Genomic DNA, 25,970 nt, shown 5'->3' with positions numbered 1-25,970 from the left:
CCCTCCTTTCATTTATCCAGTTACAGGTTACGGTGCATCAGACCGACTACAAAATCCAACAGATGCCGCTTGTTCTCCTGCGGAACCTGCACCTGTTCCAATAAACGCATCCCTTGCCCGTAATAATCTTCTATCTTCTTCTGGCACAGTTCTCCGATTTTCTCTTTATTATATATAGCCGTCACAGCAGCTATCTTTTGTTCAGGCATATAATCTCCGGCAGTAATCCAGTGCATCAGTTCGGTACGGGTTCCGGCATCAGCTTGCTCGAAAGCCGTAATCAGCATAAAGGTTTTCTTGTTGCAAAGAATGTCTCCCCCGATATTCTTACCAAAGACTTTCGGATCGCCATACACATCCAAATAGTCATCCTGCAATTGGAAAGCCAAGCCGATCTGGATGCCGAAGTCATACAACTTCCGGGCATCTTCCTCGGATGCACCTCCTAAAATCGCCCCTATCTTCAACGAACCCGCCAACAACACCGAAGTCTTCAAGCGTATCATCTCAATGTATTCATCTACCGACACATCATTACGGTGCTCGAATTCCATATCCCATTGCTGCCCCTCGCAAACTTCCAGCGCCGTTTGCGAAAATACTTCCATTACCGGTTTGACATACTGCGTAGGACAATCTTTCATCAAGAACTGATAAGCCAAAATAATCATGGCATCGCCCGAGAGAATTGCCGTATTTTCATTCCAACGCTTATGTACCGTCGGCTTCCCTCTCCGCTTGTCTGCCTTATCCATCAAATCATCATGCAAAAGAGTAAAATTATGATATGTCTCCAGTGCAGCAGCCTGCGAAAATACAGCCTCCACATCTTCCTTATATAAGTTGTATGCCAATAGCAACAACAATGGACGGATACGTTTTCCGCCAATGGCAAGTACATATTCTATCGGTTCGTACAAACCTTTCGGGTCGCGCATATAAGCCAGTTTTTCCATATACACATGGAAAAGCCCTTGCATTTCTTTCGTGGTCAATTGTTTCATAATTCTTTGGTATAAATAATGCTCCGGAATACTCCGTACTGCAAATATAACAGAAATCTTTAAAGGGTTGTCAAGAAAGAAAAGAAATCTAACAAAAATGTGTATCTTTGAAGCGCAAACCATAAAAACGAAACAACGTATGAAAAAAATAGTCATCGCCATCGACGGTTTTTCGTCGTGCGGAAAAAGCACTATGGCAAAAGACTTGGCAAAAGAAATCGGCTATATCTATATCGACAGCGGTGCCATGTATCGTGCCGTAACCCTATATTGCATCGAACATGACTTATTCGACCCGGACGGAAACATCCGGACCGAAGCCCTCAGACAACACATGGACGAGATACACATTACGTTTCGCATAGACACAGCCACCCAGCGCCTGCACACCTTCTTAAACGGAAAAGATGTAGAAGAACAGATACGTACACTTGAAGTGTCCTCAAAAGTCAGCCCTGTGTCAGCACTTGATTTCGTGCGCCATGCTTTGGTGCGCCAACAGCAAGACATGGGCAAAGACAAAGGCATTGTAATGGACGGACGCGATATCGGCACCGCCGTATTCCCCGATGCCGAACTGAAGATTTTTGTCACAGCTTCACCCCAAATCCGTGCCAAACGCCGCTACGATGAGTTGTGCGCCAAAGGACAGAAAGCTTCATTCGAAGATATCCTGCACAATGTAGAAGAACGCGACCGTATTGACCAGACCCGTACCGTAAGCCCCTTACGAAAAGCTGAAGATGCTATCTTACTGGACAACAGCAATCTGACACTCAGCGAACAGAAAGACTGGTTGTTGGATCAATTCAAACGTGTAGTCTATGAATAACAAGACATCCCCCCAAATAGAAATAGACGAAAGTTCAGGCTTCTGTTTCGGTGTGACTACTGCTATCCAGAAAGCCGAAGAAGAATTGTCTAAAGGTGCTCCTCTGTATTGCCTGGGAGACATCGTCCACAACGGACAAGAATGCGAACGCCTGAAAAGGCTCGGGCTCCTTACCATAGACCATGAGAAATTCGGCACACTGGAAGAAGTAAAAGTATTACTACGGGCACACGGCGAACCTCCCTCTACATACGAACTGGCTCGGCGAAAACACATCGAAATCATCGATGCCACCTGTCCCGTCGTATTACGGCTTCAGAAGCGTATCAAGCAAGAATATGACACCCCTGCCCCTGAAGGACGAAAAAAACAAATAGTCATTTTCGGGAAAAACGGACACGCGGAAGTTTTAGGACTGGTAGGACAAACCAATGGTGAAGCTATCGTAATTGAGAATCTGGAAGAAGCCAAACAACTGGATTTCAACAAAGACATCCGGCTCTATTCACAAACTACAAAATCCCTGGACGAATTCAGAGAAATCGTTGCTTATATCCAAGCACATATTGCCCCTCATGTCACGTTCCAGTTTTACGATACCATCTGCCGGCAAGTAGCAAACCGCATGCCAGAAATACGCCGTTTTGCTGCAGCCCACGACTTGGTATTTTTCGTTTGTGGACATAAAAGCTCGAATGGAAAAATACTTTACCAAGAATGCCGCAAAGTAAACCCCAACTCTTACCAGATAGACCAACCTGAAGAAATAGACCGCAACTTGTTACAACAGGCACGTTCAATCGGCATTTGTGGAGCGACCTCTACCCCTAAATGGCTGATGGAAGCCTGTAAAGAAACCATTTTGTCACTCAACCGACAGCCCGGATAATGTCAAAAAATGGAAATATTTATTTGCTTGTAAACTAGTTTTTTGATACCTTTGCAGTATCACTATATAACGAATAACAATTTTATGGGAACTATTAAATGTATTGGTATTCTGACTTCGGGAGGAGACGCCCCAGGTATGAACGCAGCCATCCGTGCCGTAACACGCTCTGCTATCTATAACGGCTTGAGAGTAAAAGGCATTTACAGAGGATACAAGGGATTGATTACAGGAGAAATTCAAGAATTCAAAACGCAAAACGTAAGCAACATCATCCAACAGGGAGGAACAATCCTGAAAACAGCACGTTGCCAGGAATTCAAGACCCCGGAAGGACGTAAGATTGCATACGAAACGATGCAACGTGAAGAAATCGATGCCTTGATTGTCATCGGAGGGGACGGTTCGCTGACTGGAGCACGCTTGCTGGCCCAAGAATACGACATTCCGTGTATCGGCCTGCCCGGAACCATCGACAATGACCTGTATGGCACAGATACAACCATCGGTTATGACACCGCACTGAACACCATTTTGGATGCAGTGGATAAGATTCGTGATACAGCCACCTCACACGAACGTCTCTTCTTCGTAGAAGTAATGGGACGTGATGCCGGATTCCTTGCCTTGAATGGCGCTATTGCCGCAGGAGCTGAAGCTGCAATCATCCCCGAATTCAATACAGAAGTCGACCAACTGGAGGAATTCATCAAAAACGGATTCCGCAAGTCAAAGAGCAGTTCCATTGTGCTCGTTGCAGAGAGTGAAATCACGGGCGGAGCCATGCATTATGCCGAACGCGTAAAGAACGAATATCCGCAATACGACGTACGTGTCACTATCTTAGGGCACTTGCAACGCGGAGGAAGCCCCACGGCACATGACCGTATCATCGCCAGCCGTATGGGAGTGGCGAGTATCCAAGCGCTCATGGAAGGCCAGCGCAATGTAATGATCGGTATCGAAAACGACCAAATCGTATATGTGCCGTTCAGCAAAGCCATTAAAAACGACAAGCCCATTGACCGTGAATTAGTCAATGTATTGCATGAATTGTCCATCTAAACTTTCATTTACAGAGAACAAAATAGTCTCAAAACAAGGGTGACAAGGATTTAAGAAATCATGCCATTTCATGTTTTGAGACTATTATTCGTCTATGCCTCTTAAATTATATCATACTTTATTCTTGATAATCATGACTTCGATAATAGAGACCGCTGTCTGCACAGGTATCTGCAAAACCTCTGCCAACTGATTAATAATCGCCTTCTCTTCCTCCTCCAAAACACCATCTGCCAAAGCAATATCTACCGCACAAGCAAATGCTGTCAGTTTCAAATCATCAGACAAGCCTTCTGCAGAAGCTTTCACCAATGCAGCCGCACCGTCTTTCTTCAAAATAGTAAAGAGTTTATCAAATAATTTATCAAAAGCCGGACCTGAGAAGTTATCGTATATCCTTAACCGACGGATATAATTAACGATACCATCCCATTCAGAAGTAGCAATATTTCCGTCCGCACCAGCCAAAGCTACAGCTATTCCCGCAAAAGCCTCTTGCTGTGTCAGCTTTGTTTCTTCCGGAGTTGCTTGGAAAATTTTGTCAAACAGTCCCATAATACAAGAATTTAAAAGTTAATAATAAGTTTATTTAGCAAGCTATGCAGCTTTATTCTCAAAGGTAGTAAAAAATTAAAGAAGGTTGTTTTACCTCCTATTATTTAACACATATTTAATGTTTTAGATTTCTTATCACCTTCCTCGCTTCTTTAATCCTGAGGAACAAGACGAATGCCTTCTTTTTCCAAGACAATCAGACGTTTCTTGTATAAATCGCCGACCGCCTTTTTAAATGTTTTCTTACTTACCCCGAATGTATTGTAAATCACAGCGGCATCGGTCTTATCGTTCATCGGTGTAAATCCGCCTTGTGCCTCAATATATTGAAGCAAGGTCTCCGCAAAGTCGTCTATCTTTTCAAATCCTGCTTTCTGCAAAGCCAAATCAATCTTTCCGTCTTCACGTACCTGCCTGATATAAGCCAGGACACGTTTTCCCGGACTCAATGGCTGGAACACCTCGTTGTGATATAACATCCCGCTGAATTTATTATCCACAATGACTTTATAACCTAAATCCGTTCGTTGCCATACCAACGCATCCACTTCTTCACCGGCTTCATATACCGGATGTTCTTTCGACAAGAAATGCTCCACTTTGGCAGAAGCAGCAATACGGTAACTTTCCTCATCTATGTATACATAAACAATATACTTACCACCCTTCACCATCTTTGTCTTCTGTTCCCGATAAGGGACAAACAGGTCTTTCATCAATCCCCAGTCCAAAAAAGCACCAAACTGATTGACCCACGCCACTTCCAGGCAAGCAAACTCTCCTACCTGTACATAAGGTTGGAGTGTGGTAGCTATCAGCCGCTCTTCCATATCCAGATAAATGAAAACATTCAAGACATCACCCGGAACGCAACCTTGTGGAACATAGCGTTTTGGCAACAAGATTTCCCCGTCTTCCCCACCATCCAGATACACACCGAAATCTACCTCCTTCACAACCTCTAACTGATTGTATTTTCCTAACCGTATATGACTCATAAAAATATTTTTGTTACAAAGATAGAAAGTTTTTTCCATATATTTCGTATCTTAGCCGGATATAAGGAACATCCCGTATAAAACCAACCTATCAAACCATTATAAAGATTATGAAAAGACTTTTTTTAGCCATTGCCGTTATCACATCGGCATTTTTCTCCTTACCCTGCCAGGCACAAACGATTACTTGGGCGACATTCAACATCCGGTATGATAACCCTGCCGACCAATCGAACAACTGGCAATTCCGCAAAGACACCGTCACACGGTTCATCCAGGCACAAGACATGGACATCGTAGGCATGCAAGAAGTGCTGCACAACCAATTGGAAGACCTGCTGCAGCGCCTTCCGGGCTATAAATCTATCGGAGTAGGACGCGATGACGGGAAAACCAAAGGCGAATATGCTCCTATATTATATAAGGAAGACAGATTCGAAGTATTAGACAGCAACACATTCTGGCTTTCACAATATCCTGACAGCATAGGGTTTATCGGATGGGACGGAGCCTGCACACGCATTGCAACCTGGGCGAAAATGAAAGACAAGCAAAGCGGAAAAATCTTTATGGCAGTCAACACACATTTTGACCATGTCGGTGTTACTGCCCGACGGGAAGGCGCCTTGCTGATTATCCGGAAAATAAAAGAAATAGTAGGCGACCGCCCCGCGGTACTGACGGGCGACTTCAACGTAAACGACCAATCGGAAGCTTACCGCACCATTACTTCCAACGCATTCGTACTGAAAGATGCGGCTAAGATTGCCGGCAAACAGACGGGAGTGGATTACACTTTCCACAACTTCGGGCAAATTCCTTCGGAGCAATGCGAGAAAATAGACTTTATCTTTGTCACTCCGCAAATAAAAGTACTCGACAGTTTCATTCCGAAAGAAGCGGCACCGGGAAGCAAATTCCTGTCCGACCACAATCCGCAAATCGTACACCTTATATTATAACAATATATACAAAAGACTAAGTGACATGAAACAACAAAATCAAACGGAAGACCCTACCGGCCCGATGAAAATGATATTCAACTACAACAACATTTTCTTCAGCTTCTTCTACGATGATACCAGCGGATGCATTCACCGCTCCCGTGAATTTGCCATGAATTATGTTTATTCGGGGGAAATGTTGCTCGATAACGGCAAAGAACAAATACACGTGGGCAAAGGCGAATGCGTATTTATCCCTCGCGACCATCATATCACAATGTATAAACGGACAGCCAATGGCGAAAAATATTGCGGTATTTTCCTGATGTTTACCCGCAACTTTTTAAAAGAGATGTACACCAAATCCGAACAATACAAAGCACCGGCAAATACTCCTAAATTAGATTCGGGAGTCATCAAACTGCCCAAAACAGCGGAAATCACCAGCCTTTTCGCCTCCATGACTCCTTATTTCGACCCCGATGTAAAACCGCAAGACGACCTTATGCAACTCAAACTGCAGGAAGGATTGCTTGCCTTGCTCCATATCGACAAGCGTTTTGCTCCTACACTTTTCGATTTCAATGAGCCCTGGAAAATAGACATTCTTGATTTCATGAACAAAAACTATATGTACGAGTTCACGATGGAAGAACTGGCACATTATACAGGCAGAAGCCTTGCCACCTTTAAACGTGACTTTAAGAAAGTGAGTAACCTTACTCCGGAGAAATGGCTGATACGGAAACGGCTGGAAGCAGCATATGACTTAATGAAAGAAGGCAGACGAAAAATAGCCGATGTATATACGGAGGTCGGCTTCAAGAACCAGTCTCATTTTTCGTCTGCTTTCAAGAAAATGTATGGCGTATCCCCTACGGCTTTGTAACCGTACGCCCTTTAACGGGGATTCTGCACCATATTCGGATTGGCATCTATTTCGGTTTGCGGGATAGGCAAAGCAATACGAAGGTCATTGGGCTGGATAGTCCATGCATCAGAAGTATCCAACGTCACCAAGTGCCAGCCCTTGTTGCGCACAATAGGCTTGCCGTTGCGCAGGAAATCAAAGAACACTTGCCCTTCACCTACCAGTTCCCGGCGCACTTCTTCCAAGATGCGGTCAATGGTAAAACCTGCAGTCGAGACCTGCATACCGGTATTCGGCGTACGCTGGCTGATTAAATCATTCAGGTAAGTACGCCCCGTTTCTGCATACGAGCCTCCTAAATGGAAGCCAGCCTCTGCAGCATTCAGATAGACTTCGGAAAGACGGATGATACAGATGTCATTGTCTTGCGGATTGCCGGTCTTTCCGGGAAACTTCGTAAGAAACACTTTCCGGTCGCGTGCCGCTTCAGGCAATCCTCCATTGTCAGGCGTAACGGAAGCAACTGTCACGCTATGACGCACATCGTCAGGATCCTGTTCCAGCAAGTCTAAGTAGTCTTCAGTCAATATCAAGTTGTTCCAGTCGAAAGTCGCTTCATTGGCATAAACCATCGGAGCGCCTTCACCTCCTGTTCCTCCTGCAGGTTCGGTCATCGTTATATACAGTTCGAAAAGTGATTCGGACTGGAAATCCTGTCCCCATACAGCAGCATATTCACTCTGCGTATAAAGCTGATAAAGCCCTCCATTATTCTCGATGACATCCGTCGCAGCATCCCATGCCGCCTGATACTCTCCCATATCCAGATAAACACGTGAAAGCAAAGCCTGTGCCGCCCAATAATTGACATATCCGTCCGCTTTCTCACGCGTCAGGTCAGGCAAAGCCTCCGTAAAATCCGCTACAACCTGTCCGTAACATTCAGCAACCGTATTACGGGCAGGAGCCGAAGTCGGATCAGTAGGAGACGTAACAATAGGTACGCCCAGAGACGCACCGTTATCATACATATAAGGCATGCCAAAGAAACGTGTCAAATTGAACAATGCCAACCCGCGCAAAACCAGTGCTTCAGCCTTGATGCTTGCCAAATCTTCATCGGCAGCTCCTTCAATGCCTCCTTCCTCAATACGCTGAAGAATATTGTTCGCCTGACGGATGACAATATAAGGCTGTTGCCAAGGCAGAGTAATGTTCAGGTTATCGGTAGCCTGGACATTGTACTCGTAATAAGGAGACACACGCCGTCCGTCTCCTTTGGTAACCCGCGCCTGTACATCCATGGCACGGCAATCTCCGTAATACCAGTAATTGTCGCCATAATAGCTATGCAAGGAAGTCTCACGATAGACTCCGTTCAAAGCAGTTTCAATATCAGTCAGTGTAGACAAAGCCTGGTCTGTCGTGACCGAAGTAGACGGATTCAAATCAAGCCAACTATCTGAACAAGAAGTTGCCGCCAACGAAGCCGCCATCATTCCTATATATAAAGTAACTCGTTTCATACTGTTGTTTCTATCCATTGAATTAGAAAGTTAATTGTACACCAAAACTGAATGTGCGCATAGTCGGAGCTTCACAGAACACTTCGCCATTCACCGGAGTTTCCGGATCGTAATATTTCCATTTCGCCCATGTCAGCAAATTGCTTCCGGAAAAATAAACACGGGCATTCTGCAGCAATACCTTTTGTGTCCAACGTTCGGGCAAAGTATAACCGAAAGTCAAGCTCTTCAACCGCAAATGGTCGGTACTGTGAATATAACGTGAAGAGTTTTGCGGTCCAGCCGCTTCTCCATAGACAAAACGCGGCACATCGGTCACATCACCGGGCTTCGTCCAACGGTTGAGCGTATAAACGGACAAATTATAACCCGTACTTCCGGTTTCGTTCCCATAAATTCCAGTTGTCCCGTTTTCAATATAAGTTCCGGCTTTATCGAAAGAATATCCTCCCAACGAATAAGTCAAGGTAAAGCTCAAATCAAAGTCCCGATAACGGAATTGGTTGGTCAAACCGCCCGACACCTTCGGCTCCGCTCCCTTATAAGCGATGGCTTGAGCTGCATTTGCATCCGTCGTAAGCGAACGGTTCAGGCTTCCGTCTTCATTGGTGGTATTCAAGTAATATTGCGCCTGTCCGGTCTGCGGATCCACACCGGCGTACTCCTTTACATAAAACGTATGATACGGCAACCCTACCTTATGAATGAACCACGTGCCTTCGATAGACTGCTCCAGCTCGCCGTTCAGCGATACAATCTTATTCCGGTTATGGCTCAAGTTGAAAATCGTAGTCCAGTTAAAACCGTTTGAAGAAAAGTTCAAGGTACGCAATTCCAATTCCACCCCTTTATTGTTCAATTGCCCCACATTGGCAAGGTAACTGGTAAAACCGGTTGTAGAACTGATTGGCAAATTATACAGCAAGTCTTTCGTGTCGCGGTTATAATATTCCAGACTGATAAAGATACGGTTAATGAAAGACAAATCCAATCCGATATTCAAGTTATAGTTCTTTTCCCACTTCAAGTTCGAATTCGGCTGGGACGATTCATACGAGCCCGCATTGCCGATATAGTTCTGCCCATACGAATACAAACCCATATATCCGTATAACGAATTCGGCTGGTTTCCGTTCACACCATAGGATGCACGTATTTTCAAGTCACTCAAAATATGGCGCACAGGCTGCATGAACGATTCGTTGCCGATGTTCCACATGCCCGACACAGACCAGAAATTCCCCCAACGGTTATCCGGCGAAAGGCGCGAGCTTCCGTCCCGGCGGAAACTTCCTGCCACATAGTAGCGGTCATCATAATTATAATTCAGGCGCGACAAATACGAAATCATCCGATAAGCTTGCGTCGATGACATAAAGTCGCTCAATGAGGCGGCATTGTCCGGTTCTGTCAATATTCCGGAAGGCAAACCGAACGCCTCGCCTACGGCATGGTCGGTCTCATAACTTTCTACTTCATAAGCTGCCAGAACATCCAGATTATGCTTGTCTGCAAATGTATGCACATAATTGATAGAGGTAGACGAGTTCAGCCGTCCATATTCGATAAACCCTTTCGCCGTACGGGCATCGCTCCCGCTTTTGGGTCCCGCCGAACTGAGCGGATTGTAATAACGGGCATCCTTCTGGATATTGTAATCGTAACTCAACGTTTCCTTCAGCTTCAGTCCCTTTAGGGGTTCTATCTGGGCATATCCCGTACTGAACATACGAGTCATGCGGGTACGGTTGTAGTCGGTCAAGATATCCCGCAACGGATTCAATGAAGACCCCGGATAAGCTCCCGTATAATTGCCTTCCTCATCGCGTACAGTCATTGAGGGATTCATCGTCACAGCCACATCAAAGAAAGGATTTATGGCAGAAGTACGTTCCTCGTTCAATTCCTGGTTCATTTGCGAGAACATCATGTTAGCTCCCACTTCACCATACCTGCCAACCTTTTGAGTCAGGTTCAGACGGGCAGAATAACGTTCCAGGCTTGAGTTCTTGGCAAGCCCTTCCTGCTTGTCATACCCCAACGAAGCATAATATGTCGTGCGTTCGCTTCCTCCCGAAACCGATGCCTCATAGCGCTGCTGGGAAGCCGTACGAAGCAATTCCTTACGCCAGTCCGTATATCCCATCGAAGGAATGGAAGCATAATTGTCTATCAGCCCGTCGGCATATTCCGTGGGCGATTCCATCCCCTGATCTGTGGCATAATTCACCAAGCCCTCATACAATAATTCACGCCGTTGGTCACCGTTCAGTGTCGGCCGGAAATCGACAGCTGAGTTTGAGAATCCTCCCGACACATTCAGCGTGACTTGCGTCCTGCCTAATTTCCCCCGTTTGGTGGTAATCAAGATAACGCCGTTAGCCGCGCGCGAACCGTAAAGCGAAGCTGCAGCCGCATCTTTAATCACCGTTATGTTTTCAATATCAGAAGGGTTCAGCGTGCTCATGATATTTGTTTTCGAATTATTCATATACGATGCGTCAAAGCCTCCTGTACTTAAATTTCCGGAAGTAACCGGCACGCCGTCAATTACGAACAAGGGTTCTTGCGACGCGTTAAACGATCCCATACCACGGATACGGATGCTTTGATTGGCACCCGGTTGCCCCGAACTTCCGGTAATGTTCACACCGGTAGTCATCCCTTCCAGTTTCTGCTCCACATTCATAACAGGAATGTCTTTCATCATATCCGCCCGCAAGGTATTGGCAGAACCGGTAAATGACGACTTGGTAAAATTACCATATCCCGTCACTACGACTTCCTGCAACATCTGATTATCAGGCTGCAAAATGATATTCAACTTGTCACGCCCATGAGGGATACGGACTTCCTGAGTTTTCATACCTACATACGAAACAATCAAAGCCTGAGTCTCAGAAGGCACATCAAGCGTATAATGCCCGTTGATATCAGTAATCGTACCTTGAGCTTCGTTTCCTTTAATGGCGATGACAGCCCCAATCAAGGGTTCGCCGTCTTCAGCCGAAGTGATAATGCCTTGCAATGTACGGTTTTGAGCGACAACCGTCTGCCCCACTAAAAACAAGGCAATGAAAATAAACAATACTTTCTCTCTTGACATAAGTTATAAATTTTTGCCTATACACTACTTCCCTTGCAAAACAAATACCAAACACCGCCTTTTCACGTCCGATTCATCAAAACACATTAAACAACAACATTTTACCATTGCAAAAAATAAAGAAGGAAATCAAACCGGCAGATATTATTGTAGAAAAAATCCACAATCTGTGCAACATTGCCACACTATAAAAAAATGAATGTCCGCAAAATGTCAATGGTATGAAAGGAGTTAGAAGAAGTTATGCTCGCTTCGCCCACAGGAGTTAAAGGACTACAGTTCTGTTAGGATTTCCATTAGTAAATGCATTGGCTTCTAACTCCCTTTAACTCCCTGAAATAACTTCTTATTAGTGAAATGCGGACAATCATATTATAAAAAGCATATCTTTCATTTTGAACTTTTCAACAATATAAATTGAGCCTTTCAGCAATCAGACTAAATAAGTTCTGCCCTATCTTTGTCTTTGTAATCATAAAAAATGAATTAACATCATGAAACCTTACATCATTTGCCACATGATGGCATCCATAGACGGACGCATTGACTGCGATATGACGGAACGCATTGGCGGAAACGAATATTACGAAGCACTGGAGCAACTGGCTTGCGACTCCGATTTATCAGGACGTATAACGGCGGCCATGCACATTGCCTTACCCGAACCTTTTCACACCGACAATCCGAAACCGGCAAACCAATCTTCGTTTTACAAGGCAACGGAAGCAAAAGGATATTCCATCGTACTCGACTCGAAAGGCAAGCTGAAATGGCCTGGCAACAATATTGACGGAAAACCAATGCTCGTCATCGCAAGTGAACAAGTGGCGCAAACCTATCTTGACACCTTATGCAGCCAAAACATTTCGTGGATAACAACCGGAAAAGAAAAAGTTGACTTGACCCAAGCCGTAATATAGCTGCACCGTTTGTAAGATTAATAATCTTACAGCGTGAAGATTAATAATCTTTCGGCATGAAGATTAATAATCTTACAAACAAGGCAATCATGTGAACACATGAAACGAACACATCAAACCCAAAAAACTATTTGTAGAAATTCAAAACAGTTTCTTCTAAATACCGATGTTCATATAAAATAATGTAAGCAAGACTCTAATAAAAAAAGAAGTTAAATTATTTCCTTTTATTGGTTTATAAAATAAACTATTCTATATTTGCAAAACAAAAGCAAGGGAAAGCGCGCACTCTTGCTTTTATTTAACGTATTTGGTTTATGCTATAAACTTATTTATCAACTTAAAACAATAAATGATTATGAAAACAATCTGCTTTATAATCGCGCTGTTAAGCTTGTCTGTATCTGCTTCAGCCAAAGGATTTTCTATCTCCATCGACAATATCCGCAATGATAACGGGAATATCTTGGTCATGCTTCAAGCGGACGGACAAAACAAACCTGTTTACGGAATGGCAAAAGCACAAAAGGGAGAGGTGACCATCACAATAGAAGAAGTGACTTGGGACCACTTTACCATTTCTGTCTTTCACGATGAAAACGAAAATTGGCAAATAGATACAGACGAACAGGGAAAACCTGTAGAAGGTTTTGCACGGGAAAAGCATCATCCGAAGAAAAAAGAAGATGCATGTAAGTTGAAATTGTTTTATTTCGATAATCCTTTAGAACGATGAAACGCCTGGTCTTTCTCTACCTATTATATACAGGAGGCATTGCACTTCTACATGCGATGCCTATCGCCCCACAGGCATTGACGGACAGCATCCATGCTACATTGAAAACCTACGACCTGCCAGAGATAACGGTGAGAAGCAGTAAAATCAAGCGGAATGCCGACCGGTTTATCATGCAAGTGACACCATCCTCGGGAAAAAACGGAATTGAATTGTTGAAAGAAGCGCCCGGTGTATGGCTTTCCGACAAAGGGATTTCCATCAACGGAGCGTCTGGAGCCAAAGTCTATATCAACGGACAGGAAGTGAGGCTGGAAGGAGAACTTCTGCACTTCCGCCTGCAGTCCTTGCAATCAGCAGACATCCAGCGCATCGAGATACTTCCCTTCTCCGGAGCTGAAAAAGATGCAAACGCTCAAGGCGGTGCTGTCTATATCCTGTTAAGAAAACCCAAGCAGAAAGGTTGGCAAGGGCATTTCTCGCTGATGTCCACAACAGGACATTCCGCCCAGCAATATCAGCCTAACGGAAGTTGGCATGCACATTGGGACAAATGGGACTGGTACGCTTCCGCTTCCATAACCTGGAAACCGGAAGATGCAAGCGATTGGAACGAAGACCGCATCTATCGCCAAACAGGAAAACAGTTTCAAAGCACAGGAGCACGAAAGCAAACATCAGATTATGAGACGTTCCGCTCGGGCATCATCTTCTCGCCCGACACGCTGAATACGTTCGGACTGGAAGTGGAATACTTCCGCCATTCATCCGATAACCCGTCGCATAGCCGTGACGCAATAAGCAACAGACATGAAACGGTCTATAGCCATGGGAATTATCACCAAAAATCTGATTACGACATGACATCCGTTAATTTCAGCTACCAGCACCGCCTGTCACATTCCTGTTCGACATTAAAAATATTGGCAGACTATACCGGCAAACATGCAAAAGGAAAAAACCGCTACAACATCCTGCGCCAAGCCGGGGATTACAAAAAGGATACTTTATACCGGTCGCAAACAAAAGCCGATTACCGGATTATCAACGCAGATGTGTCATGGAATAGCAAATCTTTCCAAACAGGTGCCAAATACACACAAACCTATACCGATAACACTTCGGCATACGAAGGATTCCGTAGCGGAACCACGTGGACGCCCCTGCCCGATTTCGGTTATACACGGGATTACCGGGAACAGATAGCCGCCTGGTATGCACAATACACATTTACCCGAAGGAAATGGACGGTAAAAGCCGGACTCCGGTTGGAATATACCCATACCTCTAACCGGGAAAACAACGTAAACCAACGGTATTTCGACTGGTTTCCGCACATGGATGTCAGCTATGCGTTCGACCCTCTCCAACACTGGATGCTGGCAGGACAATATGGCAAGTACATCGAACGCCCGGCATTCGCGGCACTAAACCCGAACCGGACACAAACCTCCGACTATAGCTACCAGATAGGAAACCCTTGGCTGAAGCCTACTTACATCAACCGCTTCAGCCTGACGCTAATCTACAAATACCGCTACACCTTAACCATAGGAGGCAATCTGCATAAAAACCTGATTCGCGAGTTTACCAAGCAAGACGAAGCAAATCCGGACATCGCATACGTCACTTACGAAAACCACCATCGGGAAAATCATTGGTTCGTTGCAATTTCCGCTCCTTGGCAACCCACAGGCTGGCTAAACCTTACCGCCAACTTTATCGGATCCAGGCAAGACATCTATATGAATCCCGAAGAGGAACGGCAAAGCCATTGGCTTTATTTCATCCGCGCCCAAGCCGAATGCTTCCTGCCTTGGGATCTTTCACTTGAAATGAAATACAGCGGAACTTCACGCTTACATTCGGGGAATAGCGAAATCAATCCCTATCACACGGCAGACATCCGCTTGCAGAAAAAATTCAATCAAGGGAAATGGATACTCACGCTGGGCATAGACAATCTGTTCGACCGTTCTTCCGGCTATGCATGCCATACGGAAGACTACGAGAGAGACATACATATCCACACAGCTTCGCAAGGGAGGACATGGAAAATAGGAATCGCATGGAACTTCGGAAAAGGGAAACAAGCGAAAAAGACGGAAGTGGAAAAAGGCAAATTTTCCCAGCGGAACCGTTTGGCAGATTGATGAAACCGTTTTATATTTGCAAGCAAAAGCAAGTCCTCGTTTTCTTGCTTTTATTTTTCCGCATAAAGTTTATAACATAAACCATTTTATTAAGACTATGGAAGAAAAGACATTAAACGAAAAAGAAAGCCTGGAAATCATCACACGCATGATTCAGGAGACGAAAAACAAATTGGAAGTAGGCGACGGGAATATGTTGTTACTATGGGGATATGTGTCGGTATGCACGGCTATCCTTGTCTATGCCCTGCTTTTATGGGTTCAAACCCCACAAGTCAACTGGCTTTGGTTCCTGATTCCCCTCATCGGGTATGGGGTTACGCAAAAACAAAAAAGGAAAGAAGCCAACGTAAAGCCACATTCGTCCAGCTACGTTGATAAGGTTTCCGCCGGAATCTGGAAGAGCGTAGGCATTATTGCCTGCTTGTTTGCAGCTATTTGCATGGCTTTTATGTTTTGCGGATACAACTGCTGGGTACTGATGTTTGCATACGCTTTCATCATTATCGGATTCGGAAGCATAGCGCAAGGGATTATCATCCGTGAACAAAGTCTGACATTCGGAGGGTTGTTCAGTATAGCCGCGGGAGGAGTCGTGGCAAGCTGCGCCATCTGCGACATACCGATTTATATCACTTGGGCGATACCTTTGTACATCCTTTGTTTTATCTTGATGATGATTATCCCCGGACATATCATTAACCGTAAAGCCAAGAAGCTATGCCGAAAGAACTGAATCCGTTGCTGCATTCCCAGCTAAGACTTGGCGTGATGTCTATCCTGATGGTAAAAGAGGAGGCAGACTTTGTATACCTGAAAGAGAAGACCGAATCCACCGCCGGCAATTTGAGCGTACAGCTCGACAAGCTGGCGGGAGCAGGCTATATCACCATCGAAAAAGGCTTTGAAGGGAAACGCCCACGCACCACATGCCGCATCACCCCCGAAGGAAGGGCTGCGTTTGAGGAGTACGTCAATACACTGAAGGTTTATTTGCACTTAGAATGAACGGCGAAGGCAACTATATGCACAAGTCTGAAAGGGGCATGCCTACGGACATGGCATGTCCCCTTTATCATAGTAGAGACGATTGCACATCATCTCTAATGTTTAGGAAGACTGAAACAGTTTCTATATCTCAGCGGTTCCGGATGCTGTATTTTCTTCCTGCTGCACACTACGTTTTCTTTTTTTCAACCTGCCGCTTTTCCGCAACGCTTCGGTAATAATCCACTGAAGTTGCCCGTTGGTACTACGAAACTCATCGGCTGCCCATTTCTCAACAGCCTCCATTGTATCCGCATCCAATCTCAAGACGAAACTTTTGGTTGCACTCTCTTTCTTTGCCATAGGATTAATGATTCAACGTACCCGTATTCAGAACAGGTTGGGCAGACTCATCGGCACAAAGCACTACCAGCAAATTACTCACCATAGCGGCCTTCTTGTCATCGTCCAGTTCTACTATCTGGTCTTTTTCCAACTTGTCGAGTGCCATATGAACCATTGATACAGCACCTTCTACTATCTTCTCGCGTGCGCTGATAATTGCCGAAGCCTGTTGGCGACGAAGCATTACGGCAGCAATTTCGGGTGCATATGCAAGGTAATTGATACGTGCTTCCACAACCTCCATACCCGCCATTGCAAGCCGTTCGTTCAGTTTCTGTTCCAATTGTTCGTTGATTTCATCTCCTCCCGAACGAAGAGTCAGTTCACCTGTCTCGCCTTCATTGTCATCATAAGCATATTGTCCCGCCACCTGACGCAATGCAGCATCACTCTGTATTTTCACAAAATTCTCAAAAGCATTCATCCGTCCGGCTATGGCATTGCCGGCATTGGCTGCAGCTTCTTTTCCACTTGCCGCCATCGTTTGCGAATCAATTTCAAACATAGCCTTGTACGTATCCTTCAGCTTCCATACCAGCACCAGTCCGATAAGAATGGGATTCCCTATCTTATCATTGACCTTAATGGGTTCCACATCGAGATTACGTGCACGGAGCGAGAGTTTTTTCTTGGCAAGAAACGGATTGACCCAGAAAAATCCGGTTTCTTTAAACGTACCTTTATATTTACCGAAAAACACCATAGCACGTGCTTCATTAGGCTCCAATTGCATATAACCGGCAAACAGTACACACCATACAAGGAAAAGCAATACACCGATAGCATATCCCGCTTCGGATACCTGTACAAAACAGCCTACAATAGCAGCACTTACGATAATCAGATGCACGAATAACATTGCAAATCCATTCAGCCTGAATCCTTTGAAAATCATTTCTTTTGTTTCCATAAACATGACATTAAAGTTGATATTATTTTAATATCACAAATATATATAAATGAATTGATACAAACAAGAGTAAAAGGAATATTTTCAAATTGATTGCAGGGGGCATATCGCATACGCTCTGAAAAAGCTCTACATGGATAAGTTGGTGCATTCGGGCGTATGCGATACGCCCCTACATTGGCTGTTTATGAATCTTCATTTATTTTTATTCGATTCAAGAGTTAGAAGCTGCGTTCCATCAGACACCACGCCAAGAACATTTTTTATGGAAATCCGAAACAGTTTCTTAATGTTCTTGCCTATTTCCCATTCATTATGTATATATTTGTGCCCACATTATCTAAATGAATATCCGCAATACGCTCCTACAGCAAATTGGACTAAATGCGGATATCAAATTATCTAATTACAAAGAAAAATGGAACTGGAAGAATTGTATAGCCTTTTTCTGACATGCAAAGGAATTACGACAGACAGCCGTCATTGCCCACAAGGAAGTATGTTCGTAGCCCTGAAAGGAGAAACATTCAACGGCAATGCCTTTGCAGCGCAGGCATTGGCACAAGGGTGCCGCTATGCCGTAGTAGACGAACCGGAATATGCAGGCGAACATTGTATCCTGGTAGACAATTGCCTGACAACCTTGCAACGCTTGGCTACCTACCACCGCCGTCAACTCAAAACGCCGATACTCGGTATCACCGGAACAAACGGAAAGACCACAACCAAGGAATTGGTATCTGCTGTACTGAGTTGCAAATACAACACCCTGTTCACTCAAGGAAACCTGAACAATCATATCGGAGTTCCGCTGACTTTATTGCGCCTTACTCCCCAACATGAAATGGCAGTAGTAGAGATGGGAGCCAATCATCCGGGAGAAATCAAGACCTTGGTACATATAGCCGAACCCGACTACGGACTGATTACCAATGTAGGCAAGGCACATTTATTGGGGTTTGGCTCATTCGAAGGGGTTATCCGTACAAAAGGAGAATTATACGATTATTTACGCGGGAAAAGCGGGTCGACCATCTTCATCCAAAACGAGAACCCTTATCTGAACAACATTGCCAGCCAACTGCATTGCATACGTTACGGACAGACCCCAGGTCTGTTTGTAAGCGGAAAGACAACAGGGTGTTCTCCGTATCTTTCTTTCTGCTGGACATCGGAAGGTATTTCACACGAAGTACAAACCCATTTAATAGGTAGCTATAACCTGGACAATGCATTGGCAGCAGTAGCAATAGGACGTTATTTCGGAGTTCCCGATACAGATATTTGCAAGGCTATCGCCTCTTATCTTCCCCAAAACAACCGTTCAGAACTGAAAGAAACCGCTTCAAACCGCCTCATCATTGATGCCTATAATGCCAACCCTACCAGCATGCACGCTGCACTGGAAAATTTCCGGCAGATGCAAGTTCCCCACAGGATGGTTATTTTGGGCGATATGAAAGAGTTGGGCAAATCCAGTATTGAGGAACATCAAAAAGTAATAACCTATTTAAAGACATGCCCTTTCGAGCGAATCGTACTGGTGGGTCCTGAATTTGCGGCTATACCTTCCGGATACGAACATTATCAAGATGTATACCAACTTATCGAAACCTTGAAGCAGGAAAAGCCCGAAGGATACACCATTTTAATAAAAGGTTCCAACAGTATGAAATTGAGCCAGATTCCCGATTATTTATAATTGCTCAACCGCCATTAACCTGCAAAACCTGAATCATGTGAATCAGGAGTTATAGGGAGTTAGAGCCAATATTTCTAACTCCCTTTTAACTCATTGATGGCTAAATGCCGGCTTTCTGAAACGGTTTTATCTCTTGTCCTGCTTTAAGTATTCGGTAGGAGTCACTCCATATTCGTCCTTGAAGCATTGACGGAAATAAGCCACACTACTAAATCCGGTCAAATCTGCTATTTCAGCGATGGAATATCCTCCATCACTGATAAGTTCCAGGCTTTTCCGTATCTTGATTTTGCGGACAAATTCATTGGCAGACATTTCGGTCAGACCTTTGATTTTCCGATAAAGAGTAGAATGGCTCATACACATCTTATCCGCAATGAAAGCCAAATCCATTTTTTCCATATTCAAGTGTTCTTCCACGATAGCCGTAACTTTTTGCAGAAACTCTTTATCCAGATTACTCAGCTTTTGTTCCGGTTCTCCAGCATTTTCCGGTTCATCTTCTGTTTTCAATCCAGCAATGATAACCTTTGCCAGTTTCTTACGGTTATCCAGGATATTGTCTATACGGCTGTTGAGCAAACGGGCGCTAAACGGTTTGGTGATAAATGAATCGGCACCGGCTGCATATCCTTCCTCTTTATCCTGAATCGTATCTTTTGCCGTCAGCAAAATAACCGGTATATGGCTGGTACGCATATCTTCTTTCACTGCCTTACAAAGCTCGATGCCATCCATCACCGGCATCATAATGTCAGACACAATGATATTGGGTATCCGGTTCGAAGCAATATCCCATCCCTCTTTTCCATCGTTAGCAACCAACACCTCATATTTCTCACCAAACGAACTGCGGATGTATTCACAGATATCCCGGTTGTCTTCTACCAGCAGAATAATGGGTTTTGTCTCACTCCGTGCATCCGCCAACTCTGTCTGTTCGTTTCTGTTTCGGGTCACGATACTCCGATGACTGGTATTAGGATACGTGTTTTCGGTCAACAGCCTGAGGGTAAACCGGCTTCCTTTATCCACTTCACTTTGTACATCGACAGTTGCCTGATGTAAATCAGCAAGCGACTTGACGAGCGAAAGCCCAATACCCGAGCCGGAAGCCTGGTATTTTCCCTCTCCCTGGTAATAACGTTCGAATATATGATTCAGTGATTCCTTCGAAATGCCATGCCCGGTATCAGCCACCGTAATCTCCGTATAGCGCACACCGTTTTCCTCGCTTGCATCGAGTGACAAAGTAATTTCTCCTTTAGGAGTATATTTCAAAGCGTTCGACATCAAGTTATCTATAATAATTGTGATAATTTCACTATCATAATAAATCACTGTATTGTCAGCCGTAATCCGGATATTGATGCCGACATTCGGATTACGATTCAATTCTTTATACTTGATGCCTATTTCCTGGACCAGTTTGCCCAAATCATCCTGTGCCACTTTCAACTTCCGGTTCTCTGTTTCCGTTTTCCGGAATTCCAGAATCTGATTGATAAGATTCAAAAGACGGTTGGCATTATCGTGAATAATACTGATTTTATTGACAACTCCAGCCGGAAGCGTCTTGTCGGCAAGCAAGTCTTCCAGCGGCCCGAGAATCAGTGTAAGTGGTGTACGCAGCTCATGGGTTATGTTGGTATAAAACCGCAATCGTTCGTTATTCAGCTTCTTGTCATTTTCATGCTGATGATGCTCCAGGCTGAGCTTGCTCTCAAGAGTAAGTTTCCGCTTGTATGAACGCATCAGCCAATAACAGAAACACCCCACAAGAACAACATATAATAACTTGGCATACCAGGTCAGCCAGAACGGAGGAGTTACCACAATCTTCACCGCAGCAAAATCATCTCCAAAAGGTTGATTGGGAAGACGCGCCTTAACTTTAAACACATATTCACCAGGCAAGAGGCTATGGAATGTAATGCTGTTCTGGCTATGTGTCTCAAACCATGTTTTGTTAAGCCCTTCCATCAGGTAAGCATATTCCACCTGCTGGCTTTGGGTAAAGTCCATCACATTAAACGACAGAGTGAGGGTATTGCTGTTATAAGGAATTCTCACTTCATTGTCTTCAATGGGTTCAAAAGTAGCGTTTTGTTCGTTTTGGGCATTGTCGCCATAGCTTCGTACGCCCGTTATCTTGATAGAAGCGATTTGTTCATTGTCTTCAATCAAGGACGGATGGAAATAGCAAATGCCGTTCTGTGAACCAAAATAAAGATTTCCATCCTTATCTTTGCCCACAGCACCATCCATAAAATCACCCTGGGGCACCCCTTGCGTGTAAGTATAGTTACAGAATTGCCCCCTGTCGTTTTTCCACACCGAGATTCCCTTATTCGTACTTAACCAGATTTGTCCTGCATCATCTTCTATGATGCTTCTTACATTGTTGTCCGGCAATCCCTGGGAGGTACCGAATACTTGAAAGCTGTAAGTCTTTGTATCGGTAATATGTACCAATCCGCCACGCGTAGCAGCCCATATATCCCCCTCAGAAGCCTGATAAAGATAATTTATGGCATTAGAAGTCAGTCCGCCGGAGGTATCTATCCGCTTTACCAGTTTATTTTCAGCATTAAATATGAAAAAGCCCTTTCCGAAAGTACCTACCCAAAGTTTTCCTTGCCGGTCTCTTAAAATGCCATGCACCATAGGGTCAACAAGCTGCCCGTTGATACGGTCCTCCCGCCGGATTTTATCATTCTGGCACGAGAACAATCCGTTTTGAGTGCCTATCCAAAGCTTGTCAGCATCTTCGTAAAAAGTACATATCTCGGCATAAGGCTCATTTATCGGTATACGCGTAACCGTACCTGTATTCGGGTCACACCTCAACACTCCGTCACGGTACATGCCGAACCACAACATTCCGCTCCTGTCTTTATAAATAACAGATACATGCGTATAAGGCATGATTCCTTTTTCCAGCGGGATTACTTTCCAAAGGCTGCGATTCTGAAATATAGCCACTTCATTTTCGCCTCCTGCCCAAAGCCTGCCACGATTATCAAAGGCAATTCCCCAGACCTGTTTGCCAACCGCCTTTCCGTCGCGGGAAGTATCAAACGCCAGCATCTGGAAATCGGGACGCTTATAACTCAGGAAATCCAGCCCTCCCCGATAATTTCCAATCCAGATATTCCCGAAGCAGTCTTGCAGGAAACAACTGGCATTGGGTGAAGAAAGTCCATGCAAGTCACCGGTCACACCAATGTTGCAAAATGTCATATTCTCGGGCGAAGTAAAGGTGTTGGCATGCATATTCAGCATGCTGACACCCCCCATATGAGTACAAATCCAGATATTCCCGTCCAAGTCTTCCCCTATGCTATTGATTTGGTTGGATATAAGCGAATGCGGGTCATTCTCATTGTGACGGAACGATATGAAACGTTCCTGTTCTATGTTAAACAAGGCAAGCCCCTGCGTGGTGCCTACCCAAATATTTTTTCCTTTATCAATATAGATACATTTCACCGTATTGCCCGGCAGGCTGTTCGGGTCATCCGGATTGTGACGGTAGTTTTTACAAGTACGTGTTTTCAGGTCAATCACACTCAACCCATCTGCATGTTGTCCTACCAGCAACTGACCTTTCCCATTATCGGCTGCGCACCAGAAATTGCCTTCCAATCCCTTTACATCTTTGGTGCGAAAAGATGTAAAAGACTGTTTCCGATTATCATAATAATCTACTCCCAAATGATAGTGTACAATCCATAATCCTCCATCGGTAGCAGGAACGATATTGGTCACATCATTGGTTATCATGTTATTGGCATCATAGAAATGCGTAAACCGTTGCTGCAGGCAGTCAAATACACACAATCCGTCGCGTTGGGTCCCTACCCAAAGCGTATTATCGTATGCATTGTAGTAAATGGCATTCAGCTCATTACTGGTAATATCCGAATTGGAAGTATTATATTGTGTAAACTGGCTTCCATCGAACCGGCTTAGTCCCGATTCGGAAGCAATCCAGATATTACCTGCTTTGTCTTGCGCCAGATCGACCACATAATTGCTCGATATGCCATTGGCAGCATTCAAGCGTTTGAATGTAAATTCACGCTGAGCCGAAACTGACAACGAACCTATTAGCCCAGACAGTAATATAAGTGCAACGATACGTCTTATCATAATAAACCGATTTCTGTACAAAATGCGTATTATCCAAGTTTGCGGAGTATCCATAAAAAAGCACACCTGAATCGCATGATTATCACAAAGATGCGGGACAACCAACCGATTGAAAAAGACCAGTGATTGCCCCACATTTTACCTACTGAAAACTCGTTGTGATATTGATATTTTGAGAAACTGTTTAATTTGTCGTTTCTTCATCGGCAACCGCCTCTTCCCAGTTGGTAAACATCGGAACCGAATCGTCATAACCATCATAACCGTAATTCTGACGCAACGGAGCGTAAATATTAGCAGTAATAGCCGAGTTCGGGACAGGCCAGAACAGGTTGTGCTTATCTACCTGATAATTCAACGTTACGCTTGAAAAGATCGGGCCATGATTAAATAAACTGTAGCGTGTACAACGTTTAAACCAATAACTTCCACCGTTCAGGTCAGTTCCGCTCTGTTTGTCCCAAGTGTTGAGGTCGTAAGTCTCGCCCCATTCATCCGGTTGTCCGCTGCGGGCAAGGCACCACGAGATACGGGTCAGCTCTGGCTGACGCCATTCTTCCAGATAAAGTTCACGGGCACGTTCATCGGCAATGTCACCAATGGTAACGGTAGTGAACATCTTCTGTGCGTTGGCACGGCGGCGGATGACGTTAACGTCTTCGGCAGCTTCAGCAGCACGTCCCTGATAGAACTTGGCTTCGGCACGAAGCAGGTAGGTTTCCGCCAAGCGGAACAGGTACATATTGCCATTCGAACAAGTTCCCCCCAAACGGGCACCTCTAAAGTCATTCGAACTCATGCTTTCTTCAGCAGCCTGGTCAAGGATATATACTTTATATAAAGGTATCGGATACCAGCTGCGGATGGTGTCCAAGCACAACAATTGACCTTTTGTGATGAGCAACTCGTTAGTTTCAGGGTCACGGTAATCTTCCGGTGCATACAACATCATGTTTTTCCCATAATAGGCTGAATTCGGATTATTGTATTTCAAGTCGGTCATTTCTAACCAGTTTCCTGTCGTGCGGTTGTGGCGCAAGTCTTGCCAGTCGGTTTCACCATCATAATTCCAGATGGTCTGGTTATAATGGTAAGAAGTACGGAAACAACCAATACCACGCCCAATGGCACGTACCCAATCCAAATTACTGTCATATTCAGCCGCTGTACGTGCATAGTTGAAGGTGGGTGCTGTCAGACCATGCGGGTCCATAATCGCACTGTTGCTCCAATGTACACACGTCGTACGCATCACGTCATACAAAATGAAGCCTTGCGAATTATAATTCAGAATCGGCATAATAGTCTCCGTATTTTCTGCTATAGGCATATTTTCTCCACGATGCAAGTCCCAAATCACATTCCGTTCTACTGTCCATGTATCTGAATTTCCTGATTGAACAAAGGTTCCGAACGGTTGAGTCATCAGTCGCAAACCATGGTTGCTAATCAAATCGGTTGCCATCTGTTCTGCTTTTTGGTATTCGCCTACTACCAGATAACACTTGATAAGCAGTTGCATGCAGGCTTCCTGATTGACGGTACCTACATAGCCGATTTCGCTTTGTGGCGGCACATGCTCTACGGCAAACTCCAGGTCGTGTACCAACATTTGGAAAATGGCTTCCTTACTGGTCGATTTGTAGTTTTGTTTAGGCACTTCAATCACTTTTGTAATCAAAGGTATGTCACCAAACAACAATACACCGTGATAGTAAGCATACGCACGATGGAAATAAGCACGCCCTAAATATTCATCGCGCAGGGTCGGATCCAAGCCTTCCACATTATCTACATTTGAAATGATGGTATTGGCAAAAGTCACACTGTTCCACGTACGGTTCCAAATGCGTTGCATGGCATTCGAGTCACCACCATCTGCCATACCTGAAGTCGGAGTGATTTTGTTGGCTACGTCATCCATAATACCGCCTCCTCCGTCTGTTTTCCCGTACAGGCCGATATCACTCATAAAATAGGTAGAGGCGATAGGGAGCATATTTTCGTTGCCGTCAAGCAGCATTTCTTTCAAGCTGTAGTCACACATCGCCATAGCGGCTTGCAAGCCGGCTTCGGTGGTGTAGGTGTTTTCCGGATTGTAGAATGACAAGGGGTCTTGTGCCAAAAAGTCGTCAGAGCATCCGGTGTTCAGCAAGGCGACAGATGCCAGCACCATACATCCCTTTGCAAATATCGAATTTCTTTTTTTCAT

Annotated in this window: 20 protein-coding genes; 11 read left to right on the top strand and 9 right to left on the bottom strand. The window is 44.7% G+C overall.

All coding sequences use genetic code 11. From position 1 onward, the window contains the following. Positions 1-20: 20 nt before the first annotated feature. Positions 21-1,004, bottom strand: coding sequence for a polyprenyl synthetase family protein (locus tag B5F25_RS10830; protein WP_022040085.1), 984 nt, complete (start codon positions 1,002-1,004; stop codon positions 21-23). Positions 1,005-1,143: 139 nt separating this feature from the next. On the opposite strand from B5F25_RS10830, the gene cmk reads away from it, so the two are divergent. The 3 genes from cmk (at position 1,144) to pfkA (ending at position 3,790) form a co-directional block, all read left to right on the top strand. Next, the gene (cmk, locus tag B5F25_RS10825) at positions 1,144-1,836 is read left to right on the top strand and encodes a (d)CMP kinase (protein WP_022040086.1); all 693 of its coding nucleotides are present in this window, start codon (positions 1,144-1,146) and stop codon (positions 1,834-1,836) included. After that, the gene (locus B5F25_RS10820) at positions 1,829-2,725 is read left to right on the top strand and encodes a 4-hydroxy-3-methylbut-2-enyl diphosphate reductase (RefSeq protein ID WP_087208537.1); all 897 of its coding nucleotides are present in this window, start codon (positions 1,829-1,831) and stop codon (positions 2,723-2,725) included. The genes cmk and B5F25_RS10820 overlap by 8 nt, the downstream gene beginning before the upstream one ends. Before the next feature lie 84 nt (positions 2,726-2,809). Then, on the top strand, positions 2,810-3,790 hold the full coding sequence (pfkA, locus tag B5F25_RS10815; RefSeq protein ID WP_013619221.1) for a 6-phosphofructokinase: 981 nt from the start codon (positions 2,810-2,812) through the stop codon (positions 3,788-3,790). A gap of 111 nt (positions 3,791-3,901) precedes the next feature. Here pfkA and B5F25_RS10810 read toward each other — a convergent pair whose 3' ends face one another. Both B5F25_RS10810 and B5F25_RS10805 read right to left on the bottom strand, forming a co-directional pair. Next, complete coding sequence (locus tag B5F25_RS10810; RefSeq protein WP_087249548.1) at positions 3,902-4,345, bottom strand: tellurite resistance TerB family protein; 444 nt, start codon at positions 4,343-4,345, stop codon at positions 3,902-3,904. Positions 4,346-4,497: 152 nt separating this feature from the next. Next, entirely contained in the window at positions 4,498-5,343 is an 846-nt protein-coding gene (locus tag B5F25_RS10805; protein ID WP_087249546.1) for a S1-like domain-containing RNA-binding protein, read from the bottom strand. 110 nt (positions 5,344-5,453) lie between these two features. Here B5F25_RS10805 and B5F25_RS10800 point away from each other — a divergent pair, with 110 nt between their 5' ends. After that, positions 5,454-6,305, top strand: coding sequence for an endonuclease/exonuclease/phosphatase family protein (locus tag B5F25_RS10800; RefSeq protein ID WP_140400064.1), 852 nt, complete (start codon positions 5,454-5,456; stop codon positions 6,303-6,305). Positions 6,306-6,369: 64 nt separating this feature from the next. Next, complete coding sequence (locus tag B5F25_RS10795; protein WP_087249556.1) at positions 6,370-7,176, top strand: AraC family transcriptional regulator; 807 nt, start codon at positions 6,370-6,372, stop codon at positions 7,174-7,176. An 11-nt stretch (positions 7,177-7,187) separates the two neighbouring features. On the opposite strand, the gene B5F25_RS10790 is transcribed toward B5F25_RS10795, so the two are convergent. Both B5F25_RS10790 and B5F25_RS10785 read right to left on the bottom strand, forming a co-directional pair. Then, a complete protein-coding gene (locus tag B5F25_RS10790) occupies positions 7,188-8,684 on the bottom strand; it encodes a RagB/SusD family nutrient uptake outer membrane protein (RefSeq protein ID WP_087249544.1) in 1,497 nt (498 codons plus the stop codon). A gap of 22 nt (positions 8,685-8,706) precedes the next feature. Beyond that, positions 8,707-11,790, bottom strand: coding sequence for a TonB-dependent receptor (locus tag B5F25_RS10785; protein WP_087249542.1), 3,084 nt, complete (start codon positions 11,788-11,790; stop codon positions 8,707-8,709). A gap of 494 nt (positions 11,791-12,284) precedes the next feature. On the opposite strand from B5F25_RS10785, the gene B5F25_RS10780 reads away from it, so the two are divergent. From B5F25_RS10780 to B5F25_RS10760, 5 genes are all read left to right on the top strand, one after another. Beyond that, positions 12,285-12,710: a dihydrofolate reductase family protein gene (locus B5F25_RS10780; protein ID WP_087249539.1), complete on the top strand. Its 426-nt coding sequence runs from the start codon at positions 12,285-12,287 to the stop codon at positions 12,708-12,710. Positions 12,711-13,068: 358 nt separating this feature from the next. Further along, positions 13,069-13,446, top strand: a complete 378-nt coding sequence (locus tag B5F25_RS10775) for a DUF2141 domain-containing protein (protein WP_239473398.1) — start codon at positions 13,069-13,071, stop codon at positions 13,444-13,446. Further along, positions 13,443-15,599 (top strand): outer membrane beta-barrel family protein, encoded by a 2,157-nt coding sequence (locus tag B5F25_RS10770; protein WP_087249535.1) that lies wholly within the window; start codon positions 13,443-13,445, stop codon positions 15,597-15,599. The genes B5F25_RS10775 and B5F25_RS10770 overlap by 4 nt, the downstream gene beginning before the upstream one ends. Before the next feature lie 97 nt (positions 15,600-15,696). Beyond that, on the top strand, positions 15,697-16,335 hold the full coding sequence (locus B5F25_RS10765; RefSeq protein ID WP_022039110.1) for a hypothetical protein: 639 nt from the start codon (positions 15,697-15,699) through the stop codon (positions 16,333-16,335). Beyond that, positions 16,320-16,607 carry a transcriptional regulator gene (locus B5F25_RS10760; RefSeq protein WP_087249533.1) on the top strand — a complete coding sequence of 96 codons (288 nt, stop codon included), beginning with the start codon at positions 16,320-16,322 and terminating at the stop codon, positions 16,605-16,607. The genes B5F25_RS10765 and B5F25_RS10760 overlap by 16 nt, the downstream gene beginning before the upstream one ends. A 123-nt stretch (positions 16,608-16,730) precedes the next feature. Here the strand turns inward: B5F25_RS10760 and B5F25_RS10755 are convergent, their stop codons facing one another. Both B5F25_RS10755 and B5F25_RS10750 read right to left on the bottom strand, forming a co-directional pair. Beyond that, a complete protein-coding gene (locus B5F25_RS10755) occupies positions 16,731-16,949 on the bottom strand; it encodes an Arc family DNA-binding protein (protein ID WP_022039108.1) in 219 nt (72 codons plus the stop codon). Between the two features lie 4 nt (positions 16,950-16,953). Beyond that, the gene (locus tag B5F25_RS10750; protein WP_087208547.1) at positions 16,954-17,901 is read right to left on the bottom strand and encodes an SPFH domain-containing protein; all 948 of its coding nucleotides are present in this window, start codon (positions 17,899-17,901) and stop codon (positions 16,954-16,956) included. Positions 17,902-18,319: 418 nt separating this feature from the next. Between B5F25_RS10750 and murF the strand changes: the two genes are divergently transcribed. Then, on the top strand, positions 18,320-19,603 hold the full coding sequence (gene murF, locus B5F25_RS10745; protein WP_087249531.1) for a UDP-N-acetylmuramoyl-tripeptide--D-alanyl-D-alanine ligase: 1,284 nt from the start codon (positions 18,320-18,322) through the stop codon (positions 19,601-19,603). A gap of 126 nt (positions 19,604-19,729) precedes the next feature. On the opposite strand, the gene B5F25_RS10740 is transcribed toward murF, so the two are convergent. Both B5F25_RS10740 and B5F25_RS10735 read right to left on the bottom strand, forming a co-directional pair. Then, complete coding sequence (locus B5F25_RS10740) at positions 19,730-23,758, bottom strand: hybrid sensor histidine kinase/response regulator transcription factor (protein ID WP_087249529.1); 4,029 nt, start codon at positions 23,756-23,758, stop codon at positions 19,730-19,732. Positions 23,759-23,942: 184 nt separating this feature from the next. Then, a complete protein-coding gene (locus tag B5F25_RS10735; protein ID WP_087249527.1) occupies positions 23,943-25,970 on the bottom strand; it encodes a RagB/SusD family nutrient uptake outer membrane protein in 2,028 nt (675 codons plus the stop codon).

Source organism: Bacteroides sp. An19, from assembly GCF_002160215.1.
GTDB classification, from domain to species: Bacteria; Bacteroidota; Bacteroidia; order Bacteroidales; family Bacteroidaceae; genus Phocaeicola; species Phocaeicola intestinalis.
The sequence above is the reverse complement of the archived record's forward strand: the minus strand, read 5'-3'. Positions and strand labels throughout refer to the sequence as shown.

What these genes read in the sequence shown, in the direction of transcription:
- B5F25_RS10800 (WP_140400064.1), top strand. Translation starts at nt 5,454, where the DNA reads ATGAAAAGACTTTTTTTAGCCATTGCCGTTATCACATCGGCATTTTTC.
- B5F25_RS10735 (WP_087249527.1), bottom strand. Translation starts at nt 25,970, where the DNA reads ATGAAAAAAAGAAATTCGATATTTGCAAAGGGATGTATGGTGCTGGCA.
- B5F25_RS10820 (WP_087208537.1), top strand. Translation starts at nt 1,829, where the DNA reads ATGAATAACAAGACATCCCCCCAAATAGAAATAGACGAAAGTTCAGGC.
- B5F25_RS10780 (WP_087249539.1), top strand. Translation starts at nt 12,285, where the DNA reads ATGAAACCTTACATCATTTGCCACATGATGGCATCCATAGACGGACGC.
- cmk (WP_022040086.1), top strand. Translation starts at nt 1,144, where the DNA reads ATGAAAAAAATAGTCATCGCCATCGACGGTTTTTCGTCGTGCGGAAAA.
- B5F25_RS10755 (WP_022039108.1), bottom strand. Translation starts at nt 16,949, where the DNA reads ATGGCAAAGAAAGAGAGTGCAACCAAAAGTTTCGTCTTGAGATTGGAT.
- B5F25_RS10810 (WP_087249548.1), bottom strand. Translation starts at nt 4,345, where the DNA reads ATGGGACTGTTTGACAAAATTTTCCAAGCAACTCCGGAAGAAACAAAG.
- B5F25_RS10785 (WP_087249542.1), bottom strand. Translation starts at nt 11,790, where the DNA reads ATGTCAAGAGAGAAAGTATTGTTTATTTTCATTGCCTTGTTTTTAGTG.
- B5F25_RS10775 (WP_239473398.1), top strand. Translation starts at nt 13,069, where the DNA reads ATGAAAACAATCTGCTTTATAATCGCGCTGTTAAGCTTGTCTGTATCT.
- B5F25_RS10750 (WP_087208547.1), bottom strand. Translation starts at nt 17,901, where the DNA reads ATGGAAACAAAAGAAATGATTTTCAAAGGATTCAGGCTGAATGGATTT.
- B5F25_RS10790 (WP_087249544.1), bottom strand. Translation starts at nt 8,684, where the DNA reads ATGAAACGAGTTACTTTATATATAGGAATGATGGCGGCTTCGTTGGCG.
- B5F25_RS10760 (WP_087249533.1), top strand. Translation starts at nt 16,320, where the DNA reads ATGCCGAAAGAACTGAATCCGTTGCTGCATTCCCAGCTAAGACTTGGC.
- B5F25_RS10795 (WP_087249556.1), top strand. Translation starts at nt 6,370, where the DNA reads ATGAAAATGATATTCAACTACAACAACATTTTCTTCAGCTTCTTCTAC.
- B5F25_RS10805 (WP_087249546.1), bottom strand. Translation starts at nt 5,343, where the DNA reads ATGAGTCATATACGGTTAGGAAAATACAATCAGTTAGAGGTTGTGAAG.
- B5F25_RS10830 (WP_022040085.1), bottom strand. Translation starts at nt 1,004, where the DNA reads ATGAAACAATTGACCACGAAAGAAATGCAAGGGCTTTTCCATGTGTAT.
- B5F25_RS10765 (WP_022039110.1), top strand. Translation starts at nt 15,697, where the DNA reads ATGGAAGAAAAGACATTAAACGAAAAAGAAAGCCTGGAAATCATCACA.
- pfkA (WP_013619221.1), top strand. Translation starts at nt 2,810, where the DNA reads ATGGGAACTATTAAATGTATTGGTATTCTGACTTCGGGAGGAGACGCC.
- B5F25_RS10740 (WP_087249529.1), bottom strand. Translation starts at nt 23,758, where the DNA reads ATGATAAGACGTATCGTTGCACTTATATTACTGTCTGGGCTAATAGGT.
- B5F25_RS10770 (WP_087249535.1), top strand. Translation starts at nt 13,443, where the DNA reads ATGAAACGCCTGGTCTTTCTCTACCTATTATATACAGGAGGCATTGCA.
- murF (WP_087249531.1), top strand. Translation starts at nt 18,320, where the DNA reads ATGGAACTGGAAGAATTGTATAGCCTTTTTCTGACATGCAAAGGAATT.